This is a genomic window from Pseudalkalibacillus sp. A8, from assembly GCF_045920555.1.
In the GTDB taxonomy this organism is placed as follows: Bacteria; Bacillota; Bacilli; order Bacillales; family Fictibacillaceae; genus Pseudalkalibacillus.
Genome location: NZ_CP174509.1, coordinates 4,606,914 through 4,629,183, shown reverse-complemented (window position 1 = coordinate 4,629,183; position 22,270 = coordinate 4,606,914). Strand labels below are relative to the sequence as shown.

General features: G+C 42.6%; 15 protein-coding genes. 14 read left to right on the top strand and 1 reads right to left on the bottom strand.

Going from position 1 to position 22,270, the window contains the following annotated elements; genetic code table 11:
• Positions 1-25: 25 nt before the first annotated feature.
• The 14 genes from ACJROX_RS23710 to ACJROX_RS23645 all read left to right on the top strand — a co-directional run bounded on the left by ACJROX_RS23710 (position 26) and on the right by ACJROX_RS23645 (position 21,331).
• Complete coding sequence (locus tag ACJROX_RS23710) at positions 26-3,109, top strand: extracellular solute-binding protein (protein ID WP_408007669.1); 3,084 nt, start codon at positions 26-28, stop codon at positions 3,107-3,109.
• Positions 3,110-3,140: 31 nt separating this feature from the next.
• Positions 3,141-4,034, top strand: a complete 894-nt coding sequence (locus ACJROX_RS23705) for a carbohydrate ABC transporter permease (protein ID WP_408011751.1) — start codon at positions 3,141-3,143, stop codon at positions 4,032-4,034.
• Between the two features lie 268 nt (positions 4,035-4,302).
• A complete protein-coding gene (locus ACJROX_RS23700; RefSeq protein ID WP_408007668.1) occupies positions 4,303-5,184 on the top strand; it encodes a carbohydrate ABC transporter permease in 882 nt (293 codons plus the stop codon).
• A gap of 15 nt (positions 5,185-5,199) precedes the next feature.
• Entirely contained in the window at positions 5,200-7,260 is a 2,061-nt protein-coding gene (locus ACJROX_RS23695; protein ID WP_408007667.1) for a YIP1 family protein, read from the top strand.
• On the top strand, positions 7,253-9,568 hold the full coding sequence (locus tag ACJROX_RS23690) for a DUF5696 domain-containing protein (RefSeq protein WP_408007666.1): 2,316 nt from the start codon (positions 7,253-7,255) through the stop codon (positions 9,566-9,568). Before ACJROX_RS23695 ends, ACJROX_RS23690 begins: the two co-directional genes overlap by 8 nt.
• Positions 9,569-10,447 (top strand): carbohydrate ABC transporter permease, encoded by an 879-nt coding sequence (locus ACJROX_RS23685; protein ID WP_408007665.1) that lies wholly within the window; start codon positions 9,569-9,571, stop codon positions 10,445-10,447. It abuts the gene before it with no gap.
• Positions 10,448-10,469: 22 nt separating this feature from the next.
• Positions 10,470-11,441, top strand: coding sequence for a carbohydrate ABC transporter permease (locus ACJROX_RS23680; RefSeq protein WP_408007664.1), 972 nt, complete (start codon positions 10,470-10,472; stop codon positions 11,439-11,441).
• A 122-nt stretch (positions 11,442-11,563) separates the two neighbouring features.
• Positions 11,564-12,724 (top strand): Gfo/Idh/MocA family protein, encoded by a 1,161-nt coding sequence (locus tag ACJROX_RS23675; RefSeq protein WP_408007663.1) that lies wholly within the window; start codon positions 11,564-11,566, stop codon positions 12,722-12,724.
• A 25-nt stretch (positions 12,725-12,749) separates the two neighbouring features.
• The gene (locus tag ACJROX_RS23670; RefSeq protein WP_408007662.1) at positions 12,750-13,520 is read left to right on the top strand and encodes a sugar phosphate isomerase/epimerase family protein; all 771 of its coding nucleotides are present in this window, start codon (positions 12,750-12,752) and stop codon (positions 13,518-13,520) included.
• Positions 13,521-13,551: 31 nt separating this feature from the next.
• Entirely contained in the window at positions 13,552-15,921 is a 2,370-nt protein-coding gene (locus ACJROX_RS23665) for a beta-galactosidase (protein WP_408007661.1), read from the top strand.
• 52 nt (positions 15,922-15,973) lie between these two features.
• Positions 15,974-16,717 (top strand): YesL family protein, encoded by a 744-nt coding sequence (locus ACJROX_RS23660; protein WP_408007660.1) that lies wholly within the window; start codon positions 15,974-15,976, stop codon positions 16,715-16,717.
• Between the two features lie 22 nt (positions 16,718-16,739).
• Positions 16,740-19,151: a beta-galactosidase gene (locus tag ACJROX_RS23655; protein ID WP_408007659.1), complete on the top strand. Its 2,412-nt coding sequence runs from the start codon at positions 16,740-16,742 to the stop codon at positions 19,149-19,151.
• 257 nt (positions 19,152-19,408) lie between these two features.
• Complete coding sequence (locus ACJROX_RS23650; RefSeq protein WP_408007658.1) at positions 19,409-20,182, top strand: sugar phosphate isomerase/epimerase family protein; 774 nt, start codon at positions 19,409-19,411, stop codon at positions 20,180-20,182.
• 24 nt (positions 20,183-20,206) lie between these two features.
• Positions 20,207-21,331: a Gfo/Idh/MocA family protein gene (locus ACJROX_RS23645; protein WP_408007657.1), complete on the top strand. Its 1,125-nt coding sequence runs from the start codon at positions 20,207-20,209 to the stop codon at positions 21,329-21,331.
• A gap of 155 nt (positions 21,332-21,486) precedes the next feature.
• Here ACJROX_RS23645 and ACJROX_RS23640 read toward each other — a convergent pair whose 3' ends face one another.
• Complete coding sequence (locus tag ACJROX_RS23640; protein WP_408007656.1) at positions 21,487-22,251, bottom strand: helix-turn-helix domain-containing protein; 765 nt, start codon at positions 22,249-22,251, stop codon at positions 21,487-21,489.
• Positions 22,252-22,270 lie beyond the last annotated feature (19 nt).

Sequence of the window (22,270 nt, the reverse complement as noted above, 5' to 3'; positions counted from 1 at the left end):
CGCACTTTCGAAAAGGAGAAATCCTATGCGCAGAAAAACCATTACCATCATTTTGATCGGATTGTTAATCCTATCCACAGTATCATTCATAAGTGATCAACCATCGAATGTCAGTTTTGCGAACACGGATAAAAAAACAGATACCGGTGATTTATTGGACGATCTTTTCGATAAAGACAAGAGAGATTCTGAAAAGTCCAAGGATGACAAGAAGAAAAAAGACAAGAAAGAACGGTTCGAAACAAGAGTCATCGAGGCTGATTACAAAGATAAATTAGCAGAATGGGACAAAAAAGGCATCGAAGATACAAAGGGATTCGAGAAGGTCATTCTACCAGAAGAGTTTACGATTCCCAAAAAAGAAGTGGAATTGACTTCCCATGAGGAATACGACGGCGGTAGCGTATTCCGGTGGGAAGAACAAACAAAAGAATTGCAATTATCCATCAATGTTCCTAAAGAAGGTCTTTATACAATTGAAGTGGATTACTATGCCTTACCAGGTAAAATCATACCGATAGAACGTGGTATCAAGGTAAATGGAGAATTTCAATATTATGAATCCAGAAGGATTGTCCTTCCAAGGTTATGGAAGGATACCGTCAAGAAATTTGAAGAAGATAGGCTCGGCAATCAGGTGTACCCGAAACAAGAAGAAATCCATACTTGGCAAAACAGGCCATTCATGGATGCGAGCTACTTATACGATCGTCCTCTGAAGTTCCATCTTAAAAAAGGGGAAAACACGATTTCACTGTTGAACATTCGCGAGCCGATGTTATTGGGGCAAGTGACCGTCAAGTCACCTGAAAAGCACGCCTCTTATAAAGAGTACTTGCAAAAACATGATGATGAGGAACAAACAAAAGGGCTGCTGGAAATTGAAGCAGAGCATCCATACTCAAAGTCTGATTCTTCCATAAGGGCGCTATCCAATGGCGAACCGAATGTGACACCGAACCGTGGAAGCAAGCTATCCCTCAATGCATTCGGTGGAGACACCTGGCAAGCAGGCGGACAAGCCGTCACATGGAAGATCCAAGTGGATGAAACAGGTTTCTATCAATTAGCTTTCAAGTACAATCAATATTTCAATGTGAATGTCCCTGTGTATCGGACAATCAAAATCGATGGTGAAGTTCCTTTCGGCGAAATGTTGAAATATCCATTCGACTACACAACGGAATGGAGAAATGAAACCCTTTCAGATGCAAATGGGAAACCGTATCAATTCTTTCTTACAAAAGGGGAGCACGAACTTACACTGATATCCAATCCATCACCTTATCAGCCTGTCATCAGCACGATAAAAGATGTCATGAAAGAAGTGAATGACCTATCTTTGGAAATCCAAATGGCGACTGGAAAATCCAGTGACATTTATCGAGATTGGGATATTGAGGAACAGATTCCGGATATCGTTCCCCGTTTGAACCGGCTGGCAGGGGAGCTTCGAGAAAAATATGAATATCTTGAGAAATTGAGTGACAGCAAACCCGATCAAGCAAGGAATCTGATGATCAGTGCTAAACAAATGGAAGATATTGCGGATGAACCCGCCAAAATACCTGTACGCTTTAAGGAACTGTCGCAAAGTTCGGGATCCGTGACCCAGAAGCTTGGAGATCTTCTCTTATTACTGCCCAATCAACCTTTGCAATTTGATAAATTTTATGTTTATTCAGATAAGAAACTTCCCGATGCCAAGGCGAATCTCTTGCAAAAAGCGAGCTCCATGGCCGTCAATTTCTTTTCCTCGTTTACTAAAGACTACAATCAAGTCAGTTCAACGGATGAAGATTCAATCGAAATCTGGGTGAACAGACCACGTCAATATGTCATGTTGATGCAGCAAATGGCCAATGAAGACTTTACGAAGGAAACAGGAATCAAGGTCAATTTAAGCTTGATGCCATCTGAAGAGAAATTGATTTTGGCAAATGCATCGAACGAATCGCCTGATCTGGCTTTGGGCGTTACTCAAAAATTTCCGTTTGAACTTTCTGTGAGGCAGGCGTTGGCGGACTTAAGCAAGTTTCCGGATTATGACCAGGTGGCTAAACGCTTTTCACCAGGTGCACTTCTTCCGTTCATATACGATGAGGGGACCTATGCCTTGCCGGAAACCCAAGAATTTTATGTTCTTTTCTACAGGAAAGATATCCTGCAAGCTCTCAACATGTCAGTTCCGGACACGTGGGAGGATGTACGAAAAATGCTTCCGAAATTGCAAAGATTCGGAATGAATTTCTATGTGCCGATCGCCGGAATGGGTGGCCTTAAAGAATCACCTGTAACCGTACCTTACATCTACCAGAATGGTGGAGAGCTTTTCAATGAAGATGGGATGAGTACTGCAATAGGCAGTAACGCCGCATTGAAAGGGTTCAAACAGATGACGAATCTGTTCACCATCTACAGTATGCCGTTACAGGTACCGAATTTCTACAGCCATTTCAGACAAGGTGACCTCCCGATCGGTATCGCTGATTTTGATAATTATGTCAAAATAACCGCAGCAGCTCCGGAGCTCCAAGGTTGGTGGGGGGTCGCACCATATCCCGGGGTGAAGAATGATGATGGTGAAGTAGTCCGCTGGGCACCTGGAACTGGTAAAGGCGTCATCATGTTCGATAGCAGTGATAAAAAGGATGATGCCTGGGAATTTATCAAATGGTGGACTTCAAAGGATACACAATCTGAATTCGGTAATTTGATTGAAACGATCTATGGCACGGAATTCCGTTGGAACACATCCAACGTGGAGGCTCTTAGTGAATTGCCATGGCCAGATGAAGATTTGAAAGTCATCAAAGAACAATGGGAATGGTTGAGAGACATTCCGCATGTACCTGGTGATTACATGCTCGAGCGTGAAATAAGCAATGCCTGGAATGAAGTCGTTTTCGAAGGTGAAAATGAACGGAAAGCCATAGAAGACGCCGTCATCACAACGAATAGGGAAATGAGAAAGAAACTGGAAGAATTCGGTTTTATCAAGAATGGAAAAGTTGTAAAAGAGCTTGAAGTACCTACTGTAGAAAAAATCAAGTCAAAGGGGGAGGCCGGTGAAACCAGCTACGAATATAGAGCAGAACGTCAACATTAAAACAAGGACGAGCAGTCGGAAAGCGGTTTGGATTGATGCTGTCAAAAAAGAACTTGGCGCTCTTGGGTTCGTCGCCCCATTTTTAATCGTCTTTACGCTATTCATCGTTGTTCCTGTGATTGTTGCTGCTTACTTTGCCTTTACTTACTTCAATACCATCCAGCCCCCAAAGTTCATCGGACTTAAGAACTTTGTGAATTTGATTACACAAGACAATGTATTCATGATGCATGTGCTTCCTAATACATTCCAATTCGCTTTGATTGTCGGTGTCGGTGGGTATGTCCTTGCTTTCTTATTGGCTTGGATGTTGGCACAAATTCCGAAAAAACCGAGAACGATCCTGACATTAGCGATCTATTCACCTTCGATGACTGCTGGTATAGCAATGTCGGTTGTATGGCTCATTTTATTCAGTGGAGACCGGGCAGGTTATTTGAACAGCATCCTGCTCCAGATCGGGTTCATCAATGAACCGATCCAATGGCTGCAATCACCTGCCCACCTTATGACCATCATGATTCTCGTTTCACTCTGGAACAGCATGGGTGTTGGATTTTTGGCCATGCTGGCAGGAATCTTGAACGTTAACCGAGAGCTTTATGAAGCGGCATATATCGATGGTTTGAAGAACCGTTTCCAAGAAATCTGGTATATCACGATACCGTCCATGAAGCCGCAAATGCTGTTCGGTGCAGTCATGGCGGTCGTACAGACCTTCCAGGCAGGGGATATCGCTGTTCAGCTGTCGGGCTCGAATCCGACTCCGCAATATTCAGGGCAATTGATCCTGACCCATATTGCGGACCATGGTTTCATTCGTTTTGATATGGGATATGCTTCTGCAATATCGCTTGTCCTACTCATCTTCGTCTATGGCGTATCAAGATTCTGCTGGCGCCTGTTTGGCGAAAGGGATGATTAAGACAATACGATAAAACGGAAGGTCAGGATGGATAATTTCCGTCCGTGACACTCGATGCTAAATAAGAGGCGCTGTTAAATCTTGTTGTTGATTTTTAATAAAGATTTTATTTAAGCGAAATTCACGACACTCCTGCAAATCGCCCGTGGAAAGGGAGCGAATTTCCAGGAAATCAACAGAGAAGAATCACAGAGCTAACTAAACGTAAGGCTCACCATGAACTTTGTGATTGAAAGAGCCTCATCATTGAAGAAAAGGGGAAAATTTCATGGCTTCTTTTCAAGGATCCAAGATCGACCCAAGTAAATTAAGTTTTACTCAGACCAAGTTTTTCGCATTTCTAATCCCGCTATCGATTTTTATGGCGCTGCCGATCATTTTCATATTTTCACAGGCGTTGAAGCCGATCGACGAGCTCTTCCTGTACCCGCCAAGGTTTTTGGTTGAAAAACCGACATTACAAAACTTCGGTGATCTGTTTAAGGAGACAAGCGTTACCGTCATTCCGATGACAAGGTATCTGTTCAACAGTATCATCATTTCCGTCGGGATCGTGTTTGCAAGTGTCTTCATAAGTGCAATGGCTGGCTTCGCTTTATCGAAATTGGATTTTAAATTGAAGAAAGTGATCTTTGAGGCGAATATCATCGCGTTGATGTTCGTCCCTGCAGCAGTTGCGATTCCAAGGTATTTCATCATTGACAGGATCGGTCTGACCGATAACATGTTCGGACATATCCTGCCGGTTTTAGCCATGCCAGTCGGTCTTTTCCTGATCAAACAGTTCATTGATCAGATTCCGGATGCATTAATTGAAGCAGCTCGAGTAGATGGAGCAAGCAACTTCTATATTTTCCGGAAGATCATCGTTCCGATGGTCACTCCTGCGATTGCTACTGTATCTATACTTGCTTTTCAAATGGCATGGAACAATACAGAAACCTCAGAGATTTATATGAATAATGAGAGCCTGAAAACATTCGCCTTTTACATGAGTACGTTAGCAGGAAATATGGGGAACGATAATCAGGTTGCTGGTCAGGGAATGGCGGCAGCTGCAGCTGCACTCATGTTCTTGCCGAACCTCATCATCTTCTTATTGATGCAAAGTAAAGTGATTGATACGATGGCTCATTCAGGACTGAAGTAGCAGAGGAGGTAAAAAATGGCGCGGCTTAAGATCCTATTGCTTTTGACCGTTGCTGTTGTCCTTTCAAGTACATCAACGGCATCTGCAGAAGCACCTTACATCACCTATACATTTGATAAAGACGGCTACCCGATCTATACCCAGACAGCCTATCAGCCGATTGGCACCATCGATGGCTTTGATATCCAAACCGACGATTCGGATCCTGTTGCGGGAGAAAGTGATCCTTTATTCCAACCGGAGGACATATTTATTGACAAGGATGACATGATCTATGTTGCGGATACAGGTAATTCCAGGGTTGTCATTTTCGACTCATTCGGGAATTTCCAGCGTACTGTCGGTAAGGACATCCTTTCAAAACCTACAGGTGTGTTCGTTGATGATGACGGGTCCATATATGTTGCGGATTATCAAAAAAAGAAGGTTTTCAAATTCCAAAAAGATGGTTCGGTCGCTTTTGAATATGAAAAACCGGATTCCGTCATTTATGGAAAGAAGAGTCCCTTCAATCCAACCAAAGTCATCATAGATAAACAGAAAAATGTCTACATGGTCGGGGATGGATCAACGCAAGGATTGATCCAGTTTGGTCCTGAAGGAGAGTTTCTGGGGTATTACGGTGGGAATCGTACAAGTTTCGATTTCATCCATCAGATGCAAAAACTACTTTATACGGACAAACAGTATAGTCAATTGATGAAAAAATTCCCTCCATCTGCGACGAATGTCGCAGTTGATGACGAGGGGCTGATTTATACAAGTACAGCAGGTTTGAAAACAGAAACGATCAAAAAACTAAATGTAGCTGGAGAAAATCTTCTGCCAGATGTCACTGCATCAAATAGCATTGCAGATATAACTGTTGATCAGGATAAAAATATCTTTGCAGTGGATTCCAATCTAGGGTATATCTTCGAATATGATCCAGACGGAAATCTATTATTCGTATTCGGCGGGCTCAACACCGGTAACCAAAGGCTGGGTTTATTCAAAGCCCCTTCAGGAATAGCTGTTTCTTCTGACCGGAAACTGTTCATTCTTGATAAGAAACAAAGCAATATTCAAATATTGAAACCAACAGAATTCACCAATCTGATCCATAAAGCCATTTCGCTTAATTCAGATGGGAAGTATCTGGAAAGTGAAAACTATTGGAACGAAGTTTTGAAACGGAATAGTATGTTTTCCCTCGCTCATAACGGGATTGGGAAGGCAGCTTTCAAAAAAGGAAATTATGAAAAAGCTCTTGAAGAATTCAGACTTGCAGGGAACGAAGACAGTTTTTCAGAAGCCTATTGGGAAATCAGGAGAAATTGGTTGATGAAGTATGTTTCCTGGGTATTGGTCGGAATCGTTTTATTGGCATTTTCGATTTTCCTTGCAAAGCGGCTTTACAGGAAATATGGATATGGCAGCCAAGTGGTAGAATTTTGGCACAAGTTCAAGAAAATCGAGATCATCTCCCACTTGCTACACATATTCCGTATGTTACGGCATCCAATCGACGGATATTATGAGTTGAAAACGAACGAAAGGGCTTCCGTATTTTCGGCCACTCTATTATTGCTGTTTCTGTTCGTCGTCCATGTGTTCGCCATTTTTGAAACCAATGCATTATTCAGTGATGTCGATTCGAAAAGAGTCAACCTTCTGACAGAACTTTATAAAGTCTATATTCCTTTGTTTGCCTGGGTAATTTGTAATTATTTGATCAGTACGATCAACGATGGAATCGGGAAACTCAAGAATGTATATATCGGAACGGTATATGCATTGAGTCCTTATCTTGTGTTCTCCATCCCCCTCACATTAATGTCAAAAGGGCTGACGAATATGGAGGTTGTCATTTATGACTTCTCTAAAAAAGCGATAATCCTGTGGAGTGGATTTCTCCTTTTCATGATGGTAAAAGAAATTCATTCCTATGAAATCGGCCAGACGATTAAAAATATGGTGCTCAGCGTTGCCGGCATGCTCGTATTGGGGATTATTTCATTTATCCTATTTGGACTCTCCAATCAGGTGATTGACTTTATGTACTCTATCTTTCAAGAGGTGAAGCTTCGTGTCTAATAAAAAGAAAATGGTCATCTTGCTCGGAAGCATCATCCTGATGATCCTCATAACCTATCAAATTGGATACAGTGAAGAAACCAAGAAGAATAAGGTGGATATTAAAAATGAAGAAGTCACCCATAGTACATTTCAATTCAAAGGGAACGAATTCACCCAACCTGAGAAAGAAAAGGAAATCGACTTGCCGAACAAGGAAATACCAGAAGGATACGCCTTAGCAGCCCAAAATGAGAGGCTCGAACTCTATGTTTCTCAACAAACCTTGAACATCATGATTAAAAATAAAAGGACAGGTTACGTTTGGAGCTCTGTACCTGATGAGGCAGCGCTAGAAGATACTCGATTGAATAACGAATGGGCAGCAACCGTCATGTCACCGATCGTTGTCCAATACTTCAATAAAGATAAAATGCTTAAATCCGGAAGCTATGTATCTCTTAAAGGCTCAGTCGGTCGCTTTGAACATACTAAAGATGGATTTGAAGCTGACTTTAATCTAGAAACAGTAAACGTTGACATGTCTATTGAAGTTGTTTTGGAAGATGATTCAGTAGTTGTTCGGATGCCTGATGAGGCTTTCAAAGAAAATGGGGAACAAAAAATCGCTTCTGTCCAGCTGTTCCCTTTTCTAGGAGCAGTGAAAAAGGAAGATATTCCAGGATATATGTTCATTCCTGACGGAAGCGGCGCACTAATTCGCTATCAAGATGAACATCCTCTATATGATAGTCCTTTCATAGGAAAAATCTACGGAAAGGATGAAGCAGTAGAATCGCATGGTGACTTGGAGGTCAAGCCACAGCCGATTTCCATACCGGTCTTTGGCATGGTGCATGGTGTTCAGAAAAATGGCTTCCTCGGCATCATTGAAAAGGGGCAATTCAATTCTGAAATTGTCGCTTATCCAAGTGGAGTCAATACGGATTTCAACTGGCTATCTCCGAGATTCATTGTCCGGTATCCGTATTTCCAGCCTACAAGTAAGAGTATGGGAGGAATCAATACCTTCCAAAAAAAGAGGCTGCATGAAGACAAAGAAATCCGATACGTATTCTTATCAGAAAATGAATCCGACTACGTAGGCATGGCTAAAACCTATCGGAATTATTTGGACAAGAATGATCAGATAAAGGTTCAGGGCAGTAAGGATCAAAAAGGGGATGTCCCTGTGAGAATCGAGTTCCTTGGCGGAGAAATGGAGCCTGGACTGATTGGCCAAAACCTTGTATCGATGACGACGTTCGATCAAGCTAAAAGGATAATCGATGACCTGACCAGATCAGGTGTCAAGGAGATGACCGCTGTATTCCGAGGATGGAATAAGGGAGGATTGACTGGAGGAAATCCTGTGAAATTCCCGGTCGAGGATGACCTGGGCGGTGAAAAAAAACTTGAAGAACTGAAGAGTCACCTGGATAAGAAAGGGATCCCTCTCCACCTTTATACGAATTATACGAAAGCATATGGAGATCAGGATAATTTTGACGTTGAAGTGGATGGCGTAAGACGGATCAGCAATAGAATCCTGGAATATTCATTTTCCAACAACCTGGTAGATGAAAAATTTTCTGATCTGAAAATCAATTATATGAATCCTGAGAAAGCTTTGGAAATTGTAAAGGAAGATATAAAGCATTTTGACAAATTGGGAATAAATGCAATATCGATCGATGACACCGGATCGATCTTGTTTTCAGACCATCATTCTGAAAGCAGGCTTTCCAGAGGAGAATCAGCTTCAAAATATAAAGAACTGGCTGATACATTATCGGATCAATTAAAAAGGCTATCATTCTATCAACCTAATGACTATTTATTCAAATACAGTGATGAAATCTTCAGTATTCCTATGACCTCATCACGATACGTGTATGAAACAGACACTGTTCCATTCCTTCAAATCGTCATGCATGGATACATCAATTATTATACGACGTTTTCAAATTATCATGCAGATCCAAAGAAACAACTCTTAAGAATGATTGAGTATGGCGCCTATCCATCCTTTTATTTGACCCATGAATCGTCTTGGAAACTGCAAAACACACCGTCTAAGGATCTTTTTACATCTTCATATGAGGATTGGAGCGAAGACGTCGTCAGCCAGTATAAAATGGTCAATGAAGCTCTGAAGAAAGTACAGAACGCAACGATTGAAAATCGAAAGGTCATTGGACTCGGGGTTGTCGAAGTCACGTACTCCAATGATGTGAAGATCATCGTCAACTACAACACAAAAAAGATGAAGGCCGATGATCATCAAATCGAAGCGCTTGATTTCAAATTGATCGAGGGAGGGGAATAGATGAATATGCCATCGTTCAATCGTAAAACCAGAGAATATTTTACGGGATATATGTTCATACTCCCATGGTTGATCGGGTTCGTGCTTTTCATGGCGTATCCGCTCTTCTACTCCCTCTTCATGAGTTTCAATAAGGTGTATGTGACAGCTTCCGGTATCAAGACAACTTTTTTGAAATGGGAAAACTACAAATTCGCTTTTCTATCAGACCCTCATTTTTTAGAAGAGTTGATCATGTTCCTGAAGTCTGTCGTGCTGCTGATTCCGATTGTCATCGTCTTTTCGCTCATTGTCGCTTTGATGATCAATCAACCGATACGGATGAAAGGATTCTTCAGAGCAATTTTTTTCCTTCCCGTCATCATAACCAGTGGGGAGGTCGTCAATGAACTGTTTGCACAAGGAGCTACAACCATTCCAATCATAGAAAGATACGGAATTATCGACTTTTTAGATGCCAATTTAAGTCCTTCATGGGCCGCGCCGATCATCAATGTCATAGAGCAGCTCATCATCATCCTTTGGTATTCGGGTGTTCAAATTTTGATTTTTCTGGCCGGCTTACAGAAAGTGAATAAACAGATTTATGAGGCGGCAGCGATCGATGGGGCGACGCCATGGGAAATCTTTTGGAAGATCACTTTGCCGAGCATCAAGCCATTCATCCTTGTCAATATCATCTATACAACAGTCGATCTTTCAACGAATTCGTTGAATAACGTCATCGTGCTGATCAAAGAAAACATGTTTAAAGTGGAGACAGGATTCGGCTATGCGACTGCACTGTCGTGGATCTATTTCATGGTCATCTTCGTCATTTTGCTTATCTCGATTTTCCTGTTCACAAGGAAGGAAAGATTGGAATTCAAAAAATCTTAACCAAGTAGGATGTGGACACCTTATGAAACTTGAATACGCCACAAATAAAACATTTTTTAAGAAAGTGAATACGATCGGAACTCGCATGAAGAAGCTATTATTGGGAATGCAGGGAAATGACGGCTTGGTTTTCAAAGCCTTCATCTATACCCTGTTGATCAGTGTAGGATTCATTTATTTGTATCCAATCCTATATATGGTTTCACAAAGCTTCAAAAGTTTAAAAGATTTGCTGGATCCAACGGTTTTATGGATTCCGAGAGAATTGTATATTGATAATTTTGTAAAGGCGTGGAATGTCCTCGAGTTTCCGAAAACATTTCTGACATCCCTTATGAATTCTGTCTTGCCGGCGATTGCACAAATGGTATCGTGTGCGATTGTGGGGTTCGGATTTGCAAGGTTCCGGTTTCCAGGAAAAACTATACTTTTTGGACTGATGCTCCTTACTTTTATTATCCCGACACAGATTGTCATGATCCCGATGTTCCTTATGTTCGAGCAATATGGAATGCTGGGTACATCATTGCCATTCATCTTACCGGCTATTTTCGCAGGAGGGATCAAGAGTGCGCTGTTCATCCTGATCTACACGCAATTTTTTAAATCTATACCGCAAGTTCTTGATGAGTCTGCACAATTGGATGGAGCGAATTACCTGACCATCTTTTTCAGAATCATACTGCCGATCTCCATTCCGGCCCTGGTAGTGGTTTTCTTGTTTTCTTTGGTATGGCATTGGAATGAGACATATACGGCTTCCCTCTATTTAGGGGATAGCATGTCGACACTGCCATTGAAGCTGAAGGAGTTCAATGATTCGTTCAAAGCCCTTTATTCATCAGCTGGTGGTGAAGGTAACGGTGCTGATATCAATGAATCGATCAAATTTGCCGGAACAGTCTTAGTCATCCTTCCATTATTGGTCCTCTATATGTTTGCACAGAAATGGTTTGTTGAAGTACTTGATAAAACCGGTATCACTGGTGAGTAAGAAATTGTTTAAAAGATCTGATGTTTTCTGCAGTGGATAAAAATTTTTACAACTTTATTGAAACGTTTCGAACAAAAACTAAGCCGTTAAATAGAGTAAAAGGTTATTTGGAGTGTGAGAATATGCAAAACGTTCGAATAGGTATCATCGGAATCGGAAATATGGGAACAGCCCATTCAGTAATGATTTTGAATCATCGGATCAAAGGAGCTGAATTGACGGCTGTCTGTGATCCAAGTGAAGAAAGGCGGAAATGGGCAAATGAAAACCTGGGGGAGGATGTGGAGGTCTATCAAACCCCGGATGAATTGATTTCTTCTGCTCGAGTCGATGGTGTGATCATTGCTACCCCTCATTACCAACATTCAGAAATCGCCATGAAATCTTTCGGAAAAAACCTTCATGTCCTTTGTGAGAAACCAGCGGGTGTCTATACCAAACAAGTCAGGGAGATGAACGAAGCGGCGGCGAAGGCAGATAAAGTCTTCTCGATCATGTACAACCAGCGAACGAACCCGGTATTCCAAAAAGTCAGGGACCTTGTCGTTTCCGGAGAGCTGGGTGAAATCAGACGGACAATCTGGATCATCGATTGGTATCGTTCCCAAAGCTATTATGACTCCGGATCATGGCGGGCTACCTGGGCTGGAGAAGGCGGCGGAGTGCTGATCAACCAGTGTCCCCATCAGCTTGACTTATGGCAGTGGTCGATCAACATGATGCCGAAACGAGTACGGGCGTTCTGCAATTTTGGGAAATATCGAAATGTTGAAGTGGAAGATGATGTGACAGCTTATGTGGAATATAAAAACGGAGCGACCGGCTTGTTCGTCACCTCTACCGGGATGGCTCCGGAGACGAATCGGTTTGAGATCTATGGGGATCGAGGCAAAATGGTCGTCGAAGATAATAAGATCACTTTTTGGCGGAACCGGGTTTCAGAAACACAGTTCAATCAGGAGTGGAAAGGCGGTTTCGGCCTACCAGAAAATTGGAGGTGCGAGATACCGGTACACGGGATCGAAACAGGACATGAAGGGATCATTGCCAATTGGGTCGAGGCGATTCTTCACGGTAGTCCGTTGATTGCTCCGGGTGAAGAAGGGATCAAAGGACTGACATTATCCAATGCGATGCATTTATCAACCTGGACAAATGCATGGATTGATCTTCCACTTGATGAAGATCGCTTCTATGGAATGTTAAAGGACAGGATTGATCAGTCGGCTTATGATGAAGAAAAGGTTGAAAATAAGACGCTTGATGTCAAAGGAACATTTTAAAAACTTGGATGAGGAGTTTTTTATTATGAAGCACAAATTTGCAGCTCAATTGTATACAGTGAGAAATTTGCTCAAGGATGATTTTCCAGGTGTATTGAGAGAATTGAAGGATATGGGTTGGTCTGGAGTCCAAATCAGCGGACTTTTCGGTTATTCGAAGGAAGAAATTTCGGCTGTTTTGCAAGAAACCGGTCTAAAAGCTGCAGGTATGCATGTTGGTATTGAGCGATTGCGGGAGGATTTGCAGGCAGTGGTGGAAGAAGCGGAAGCTTTCCATACGAAAGACATCGTCTGTCCTTATGTACAAGAAGCACTTAGGACTATTGAAAGCTATGAAGCTATAAAATGGGACTTGAATGGGATCGCGCGAAAACTTGAAGGGAAAGGATACAGGATCAGCTACCATAACCATGATTTTGAATTTAAGACGATGATCGGCGGGAAATCAGCGTTAGAATTTATGCTTGATCCTGTCGAAGATAATCACATATTGGCGGAAATCGATACGTATTGGGTCAAGAAAACAGGGCATGACCCATTAGATTTCATCAGACAATATGCTCATCGGATGCCGATCATCCACCTTAAAGATATGACGCTTGACGATAACCAGACATATGCTGAGATCGGTACAGGGTCAATCGATTTCAAGCCGATTCTGGCCTGGGGAGAAGGAAATGGTGTCGAATGGTATGCAGTCGAGCAGGATGAGTGCCCAGGTGATCCGATGGACAGCTTGCAAATCAGTTATGACAATTTGAATGAACTGGCAGAGCAACTGATCAAAACAAATTAATGGGAGAGGAATTCCAAGGAGGAAACAATTCATGACAGTTGGAATGAAGCAGAAGAAATTTATCATCGACGGAAAAGAAGAGTTACTCTATGGTGGAGAATTACACTACTATCGTGTTCCTAAAAGCGAATGGAAGGATCGCCTCAACAAATTGAAAAAGGCTGGGTGTAACCTGGTCAGTTCGTATGTCCCATGGGTGTGGCATGAAATCGAGGAAGGCGTTTATGACTTTACAGGTGAAACTAGAGCCGAAAGAGATCTGAAATCTTTCTTGGAATTCGTAAAAGAATACGGTCTCTATTGTATTGTCCGACCAGGCCCATATGTAATGGCCGAAGTCCGATTCCATGGCATTCCCGATTGGCTTCTGGACTCATACCCAGAGGTGATTTCACGAAAACGTAATGGAGACGAACATGGAACCCGGGTCGTTTCATACAGGCATCCCGTATTTTTGGAAAAGACGAAAAAGTGGTATGAAGCAGTGAACGAACTGATCACCCCGCAGCAAATCGAACAAGACGGGCCGATCATCATGTATCAATTATGCAATGAGATCGGCATGTTCCATTGGGTAAGCAACAGTTCTGATTACAACCCGGATACGCTTGGGAAATTTGGTGACTATCTCGAAACTAAATATGGCACGATCGACAAGTTCAACTCACACTACCAAGTTGAAGAACAGTCTTTTACAAGTTTCCTTGAAACCTATAAGAAGGAGCTGCCTGCAGATTACCCTTCCTTCCATTATGAATGGGGCGAATTCAGAAGGGAATACATCAGGGATTATACGGGGGATCTGCGGCAATTTGCGAAGGATACAGGAATAACCGTTCCGTTCATCATCAATGTGCACGGATTCACTGATTTTTCGATTTACAGCAGGGGGATCCACTATCCGATCGGGTTATCCCAATTGTATCGCACGGCTAAATTTGATGATGTCGCCATTGCCGGAGATTTCTATCCTGGTAGGATCGGCTACGACAACTATCATGATCTCGTATTATCAACCACTTTCACAAGAGCGATATCACAGCAGGACCAGCCTGTTTTCTCAGCAGAATTCCAATCTGGACGATTGGCGGATCGGCCAAGGTTATACCCGCAGGACTTGGATTTGAACACACGTACTTGCGTCGCGCATGGGATGAACGCATTAAACTACTATATGTTTGTGGCAGGAGAAAACTATGAAAATCTCGGACTTTTCGGAAGAAGGCATGAGTGGCAAGCACCGATCGATTCAAAAGGCGGATTACGCCCCAACTACCATAAAGCGCAACATTTAGGGAATGTTTTCAAAACGATCGGTACGAGATTGATAAATTCACAGAAAAAAGTACATACCTACGTCGGTTTCAATCCGGATGATTATATGACAGAAGTGGTTGAGGACCGTGACAGAGGAATGCTCGGCGATTCAATCGGAAAACGGGATCACGTTTCCTATGATGGAATACTCCGATTGTTGGTCAGCACGAATATCCAATTCGAAGCCCTTGATCTTTTGAAAGACATCCCGGTCGAAGACGTTCCTTCCTTATGGGTGTTTTCAAGCAAAAGGATGGATGGAAAGCTGCAGAGACGCCTTGCTGAGTATGTAAAACAAGGAGGGAATCTCATCCTTTATCCGGAGATTCCGACAAAAGATCTCTCAGGGAACACGTGTAAAATACTAGCTGATGAACTCGACCTTGGGGAATGGCAGGTCGTCGGAGGTACGGATTATGTAGATGTATTAGATATTGATTCCGTCAATATCAAACAACGGCTGCGCTTCACTTTCTTTGATGGTGAACCCATCGCGGCATTCACCCGATCAGGAGGAAATGAGGTTGCGGCTTATAAGAAACCTTACGGAAAAGGACATGTCCTCGTGTTAGGAATTGCGATCGGGCATGATTACAGTTATCAATTGGATGTCATCAAGAAAATTGCAGACAGAATGGAGATCAATACACATTTGCAGTCTACGGATCCTGACCTATCGCTCGTAGAACGGAAGAACGGAGTTGAATCGTTCCTTTTTGTCGGAAATTATGATGAAGTGGAACGATCTGCTGTCATCTATGAAAATGGTCAACCGTTGTTTGATGAGGAAGAGGTTGTCCTGCCGCCAAGATCTTCGGCAATCTATCTCAGAAACTATGAAGTTACCGACGGTTTGACGATCGAGTTTGCGACAGTAGAACTGACTCGTTTGGCGGAAGACAATGATCAAATCGAAATGACCCTGCATCCGGTCGGACCTGAAGGGTCTGTGAAATTAAGGTGCGATGACAGCTGGATGGCAGATTCGGATGATTCTTCAGATAAAGACACGATCATATTCAAAGAGATCAGTGAGCCGAAAACGGTCGTCATCAAACGATTGAGAGAATCCGTAACGGGTTGAAGCAATCGTCGGGCGGTTCAATTTTTAAATTAGGCTGTTAAATTTTAGCGAAATGCACGAAACTCCTGCGGGAACAGCGAGCCAGGCGAATTTCGAAGAACAACAAAGAAGACTGACAGTGCCAAATACAATAATGGAGCGGATTGATGTGTTGAAAGGTACCAATTTCAAAGGTAAGTTGTTTGTATTATTTGAATGGATCACGAGGATGGCCTATGTAAACGTATTGTGGATCGTGTTCACCGTACTTGGGCTGGTGATCCTCGGCCTTTTCCCGGCAACGTCAGCCATGTTCGTTTTGATTCGTCGCTGGGTAAGAGGGGAGGATGACTTTTCCGTATTCTCTTTGTTTTGGAAAACGTATAAGAACGATTTTTGGAAGGCCAATGCTTTCGGATGGATCATGGCTGGATTGGGGATTATTTTATATTTGGATTATATATTCTTCTCATCCTCGGATACGACGCTCTTTTTTCTTTTGAAATCGTTCACCATCATGCTCCTGTTCGTTTATGGTTTGATCCTGGTGATGATTTTCCCAGTATTCGCTCATTATAAATTGACGCTTATCCATCTGTTCAGGAATACGATCTTCATTGCGATGTTGCATCCCTTGAAGAGTCTTACGGCGATTTCTGGGATAACATTCATCGGTTTCGTCATGTTTCTTCTTCCGACCCTTTTCCCTTTTTTCGGTGGAAGTCTTAGTGCGCTGTTCCTCACATGGGTTGCACAAATGATGTTTAGGAAAATTGATGAAAGACAAGAGGAAGGTTTGAAAATGGATGACAAGTAGAGAGGAAATTGGAGGGTATAAAATGATCGATATCAAAAACAAGCAGATTCTCATAGATGGGGAAGCCAAAATCATCATGTGTGGTGAAATCCATTATTACCGCTTGGATCGGGAAGAATGGCAAGACCGTCTTGATAAGCTGAAAGCATCAGGTTGTAATGCTGTCGCCTCTTATGTCCCATGGCTTTGTCATGAACCGGTTGAAGGGGAGTTCGATTTGGAAGGAAAGTCGCGCCACGAACTGGATTTGAAAGGATTCATCGATTTATGTGCAGAGAATGACCTTTATTTCTTCGTCCGTCCAGGACCATTTATAATGGCTGAGATGAAAAATGAAGGGATTCCTTATTGGGTGATAGAGAAACACCCGGAAGTCGTACCAATCACTTGGGACGGAAAGCAGGTTGCGACTAAGACGCTCGATTATCTCGCCGCAGCATTTTTACAAGAAACGAAGAAATGGTATGAAGCGGTCATGGACGTCATTGCCCCAAGGTTATACACAAAAGGAGGGAACATCATCGGGGTGCAGCTCGACAATGAAATAGGGATGCTTTCTTGGGTCAGCAACAGCCCGGACCTCACCGATCATGTCCTAGATGATTTCACTGCATGGTTGAAGGAACGTTATGATCCTAAAGAATTGAGACACCGTTATCCGTTCGAAATGGAGAATGAAGTGATACGGAATGATTCCATCCGCTCTCCGAAGGAAGATTATTCTCCTTCCCTTCATCACGATCTCGGCTGTTATATGAGGAACCGTTTTGCCAGGTATGTCACAACCCTTCGCTCATATGCAGAAGAATTCGGGGTAAAAGATGTGCCGTTTGTCATCAACATACATGGCACAGGGGGAGGCCGCACATTGACATACCCGATCGGGATCAGTCAACTTTATGAGTCTTACACACAAGCACAAGGCTACATTTCTGGTTCCGATATCTATTTCGGCGATTTGGATATGAGTACTTTCCAGGATCTCTATTTGATCAATGGATTCATGGATGCTGTACACAATCCAGACCAGCCTCTGACCTCGGTCGAATTTAATTGCGGGGATGGGAATTTCGGGGAAACCCTTAGCAGCCGGTACGATCCATCTGCTGCAGATTTCAAGTTGCGTATGTGTATCGCACAAGGCAACCGCCTTATCAACTATTACCTGTTCACGGGTGGAAGAAACTATCGCCTTGATCAGAAATTTGACGATGGAAATGACAGAATCGCTCATACCGGAGAGCGGCATGGATTCGCGGCTCCTATAAGTCCAGAAGGAGAACTGAATTATACGTTTCTGAGGATGGCACGTGCTACAAAAACGATGATGGCAGTTGCCGATAAACTTGCTGTAATGGAAGAGGAACATGATGATGTTTCATTCGCCTTCATTCCGGACTACTTCATGACAGAATCACGTTACCCGAATAGTGAGAAGATCAAAGAAATGTACCAGAATATCGAAGCTAATCGTGCTTCGGCGGCATGGGATAACATGGCTCGGGCGATGCTGCTTGCTGGTTACCGGTTCGGTTCTATCGATGTACAGAATAGGACGATCGATCCAAAATCGACACCTGTACTAGTTTTAGCTTCCGCTCTATATATGGATGAGGGACTACAGCAAAAACTTGCTGACTATCTGAGCGATGGTGGAAATATACTTCTTTACGGACAAGTACCAACATATGATTTGGAAGGTGAACCATGCACCATATTTGCTGAAGCTCTTGGTGTGAAGCCGACTGGCTTTCGACAAGCATCCCAACACTACGCATTATCCGTTTATGGGGATAACTGGGCTGAAACCCGTCCTGAAATCAGGACCCATATTGCCCAGGTTTTTGATTCTGGAGAGGCAGCACCTATCATCCGCGTATATGGAACCGATGAAGTATGCGGTTTCGATACGAGAGTGGGTGATGGAAGGGCGATCGTGATATCAACCAATTACAATTGTAATATCGGTTTTTATAAAGAAGCATTAGAAAAGCTTGGTGCGAAACCTGCACTCCAACATGATTGCAAGTATCATGGGATATTCACGACTTCTACCGCAACGAAGGAGAGGGAACGCTTCATCCATCTTTTGAACCTTGATGGGTTTGATAAGGAACTGCATCTTTATGAGGATGAAACAAAGCTTTTTGATGGTCGTTTACTGGAGTTGCAAAGCAAAGACGGGGTCATGCTTCCTGTTGATGTTTCCTTTGGGGATGTGAAAATCCTTTACTCTACAGCAGAAATCCAAAATGTAGAGGACGATCGGATAGATTTCCGTCTCACACAGAGCGAAGATATCATCGCATTTGATACTGATCGTGAAATTGCGGAAAGTGATGATTACGTTGTGGAGTTGAATGGAGATGTAGCGTATGTTGTTTCAAAAAAACATGCGAAAGTTGATGACCATTTAACAGTTTCCTTTAAGTGAATCTATAGTTCTATCATAAATTCCATAAAATTCAACTAGAAGCAGAGACATCAAAAGCATTATGGGTGTGCTCTGTTTTTTTTTACTTAAAGACAATCATGCATCTAGAGCTGCATCAAAGGTACAGCCACCGCTAAAAGCTTGGGTTTTCTATGTTTTCTTTAAGGAGGTGTTGGAAGCGTGAAGGAATAGGGATATAAAGGAGTAAGCCGTTTTTTAGTAGAGTTTAATGAAAAATAGAATCGGAGGATATGTACATGAACATTTCGATTGCATCATTCGCTTTTCATGGACTTTTACAAGAAGGAAAAATGGATGTGTTCGGCTATTTGGAAAGTATCAAGTACCGCTATCACTTAAACAAAGCCGACATTTGGAATGGTATGTTACTCAACACGGATGAAGATTATTTAAAAAAAGTGCGAGAAGCAATGGATGAAAAAGGTCTGACTCTTGCCAACCTATGCGTGGATGGCGCTCATCTATGGGAAGAAAATCCTGAAAAAAGAGAGCAAAACTATCAGAACGCCTTGAAAAATCTTCGGGCTGCGGAAGTCCTTGGAGCTGAAACAATACGGATCGATATGGGGGGCCATGACATCGATATGAGTGAGGAACAATTTGAGTATACGGTCAATCGGTATAAAGAATATGCTTCAAGAGCAAGAGAAGGTGGTTATAAAGTGGGCCCTGAAAACCATTGGGGTACATCCAGAGTTCCAGCCAATATCAAAAAAGTGTTTGACGCAGTCAATGATCCGGCATTCGGCATCCTGCTCCATTTTGACAATTGGGATGTTGATAAAGAAAATGGTGATCGGCTTTGTGCCCCTTATACGTTCCATACACATATGGCTGCATGGACGATTCCTCAGTGTGATGAGAAGATCGATATTTTATTTGATTCCGGATATGAAGGTTGTCTGGGCGTTGAACACCATTCCGGCGTAAATGAGTATATAGAAGTCGAGTGGCAGCTTGCTTCTGTCAGACGAGCATTGAAACACCGATCACCTGTCCTATCACTCTAAAGGGCCAAGAGAGGAGAATTCAATTTGGAAACGATCAAAGTTGGCATTATCGGCGTCGGTATAATAGGAAAACAACATTTGGAGTTTTATTCGAAAATCCCTGGAGTTGAGGTGATCGCTGCTTCCGATATCAATGAGAAAGAGCTGGATCGTGTTGCTGAAAAATACAACATAGCGAACAAGTATACCGATTTTCGTAAAATGCTTGAACGGGATGATCTGGATGCAGTTGATGTATGCCTTCATAATAACTATCATGCACCTGTCACAATAGAAGCGTTACAGGCGGGTAAACATGTCTATTGTGAAAAGCCGATCGCAGGATCTTATCTTGATGGAAGTGATATGCTTCAAATGGCCCAGCAATGTGGGAAAAAGCTTCATATCCAACTGAGTAATCTTTATTTGAGAGAAACGAAAGCAGCCAAAGTGCTCATTGAAGAGGGCAAGCTCGGTAAAATCTTTCATGCACGTTCAGCTGGCTATAGAAGGAGAGGTAGACCATACGTAGATGGGTTTGGCACAGAGTTCTTTACGAGAAAAGAAACCGCAGGCGGCGGAGCATTATTCGATATGGGTGTTTATCATATATCCGAGCTCTTGTACTTGATGGATATGCCAGAGGTGTCTACAATCACCGGAAATGTCTATCAAGAAATGGATATGGACCCGAAAAGAAGGGAGATCTGCAGATTCGATACTGAGGAAGTGGCAACAGGCTATGTCAGGTTTAAGGATGGGGTTTCCCTTGATATTCTGGAGAGCTGGGCGATCCATCTGAATGAATTCGATGGAAGCAGCATTGTCGGGTCTAAAGGTGGAATCCGCATACGCGGGGTTCATAATGGAAAAAGGACGCCGTTAAGTTACCATACTACGATGTGTGACTTGGATGTGGACACTGTTTTTCCCGGAGACCAATCTGATTACCGATGGCATCAATTAAGGGAAAACACAGACGCTTATGATTCTTCACAACATCACTGGATTGCAGCCCTTCAAGGCCGTGTGGATCTTCTTCCGACACCACAGATTGCCCTGGATACCATGTTAATCAGTGAAGGTATCTATTTATCCGACCATCTTGGAAGAGAAGTAACGGCAGATGAAGTCCGTAACCTATCCAAGTCAAGTGTAGTAACCGTTTAATAGATTATATTTTAGTCAAGTGTATTTTTACACGAAATATTGGTAAGGACATGATTTTGTTGGTAAAGTGCCAGAAATTGTTGGTTAAGTTGTTTATTTTATTGGTAAACAATGAATTTATGTTGGTAAATGGTAGATTACCAACATCATCACTTCTAAGACTTCATTCGTGAAGGTGCAGTACCCATCCATTTTTTGAACATGCGATTGAAATAAGATTGGTCGCAGTATCCAAGATATTCTGCGACCTCTCTGATCGTCATGTCTGTATCTGTCATCAGATCCCATGCTGTATTGATACGGATCTGGTGCAGATATTGAATCGGTGTGACGCCGATGACTTCTTTAAATAGGATGGTGACATAATTAGGTGTCACATCCACTATTGAAGCCAACTCATCGATGGTTATATTCCGCCGGAAGTTATAAAGGATATACTCTTGCATCCTTCTTACGATCTGTTCTTTGGCAGGAGATGCATTCCTCTCCGTTTTCTCTTGTGAGAGCAGCAGTAGAAGTTCCGACATGACGTTATGGCACAATCGCTCATAGAAAGACCTTTGGCCTAACCATTGTACAAACAGAAACGCAAAACGCTGTTCGAAATAGGCGGAATTTCTCGGCTTGAAATTCAATAACCGGTTCCTTTCAGTAAAAATCGGAAGTTCTTCTTGTGCTTGATCCTCCCAGGAAAAAACGATCGTATATTTTTTATGAGTTTCATTCGGATGGTTTTTCCATGCTCGGTACAGATTGAAAGGGATATATAATAGATCGCCTTTTTCCAATTCAAATTGCTCATCCTCAATAAAGTAATGGACTTTTCCTTCCGTAACGTATACGAGGGTATTCAAACCGCGGGATTTCTCGGTACGCCAGGTAGGGTCCACATCATGATAAACTCCATAGATTTTCAACATCGTTTACCACTCCGGATAA

Coding starts and splice junctions, on each gene's coding strand:
- ACJROX_RS23710 (WP_408007669.1), top strand. CDS start 26: ATGCGCAGAAAAACCATTACCATCATTTTGATCGGATTGTTAATCCTA.
- ACJROX_RS23700 (WP_408007668.1), top strand. CDS start 4,303: ATGGCTTCTTTTCAAGGATCCAAGATCGACCCAAGTAAATTAAGTTTT.
- ACJROX_RS23695 (WP_408007667.1), top strand. CDS start 5,200: ATGGCGCGGCTTAAGATCCTATTGCTTTTGACCGTTGCTGTTGTCCTT.
- ACJROX_RS23685 (WP_408007665.1), top strand. CDS start 9,569: ATGAATATGCCATCGTTCAATCGTAAAACCAGAGAATATTTTACGGGA.
- ACJROX_RS23680 (WP_408007664.1), top strand. CDS start 10,470: ATGAAACTTGAATACGCCACAAATAAAACATTTTTTAAGAAAGTGAAT.
- ACJROX_RS23675 (WP_408007663.1), top strand. CDS start 11,564: ATGCAAAACGTTCGAATAGGTATCATCGGAATCGGAAATATGGGAACA.
- ACJROX_RS23670 (WP_408007662.1), top strand. CDS start 12,750: ATGAAGCACAAATTTGCAGCTCAATTGTATACAGTGAGAAATTTGCTC.
- ACJROX_RS23665 (WP_408007661.1), top strand. CDS start 13,552: ATGACAGTTGGAATGAAGCAGAAGAAATTTATCATCGACGGAAAAGAA.
- ACJROX_RS23660 (WP_408007660.1), top strand. CDS start 15,974: ATGCACGAAACTCCTGCGGGAACAGCGAGCCAGGCGAATTTCGAAGAA.
- ACJROX_RS23655 (WP_408007659.1), top strand. CDS start 16,740: ATGATCGATATCAAAAACAAGCAGATTCTCATAGATGGGGAAGCCAAA.
- ACJROX_RS23650 (WP_408007658.1), top strand. CDS start 19,409: ATGAACATTTCGATTGCATCATTCGCTTTTCATGGACTTTTACAAGAA.
- ACJROX_RS23640 (WP_408007656.1), bottom strand. CDS start 22,251: ATGTTGAAAATCTATGGAGTTTATCATGATGTGGACCCTACCTGGCGT.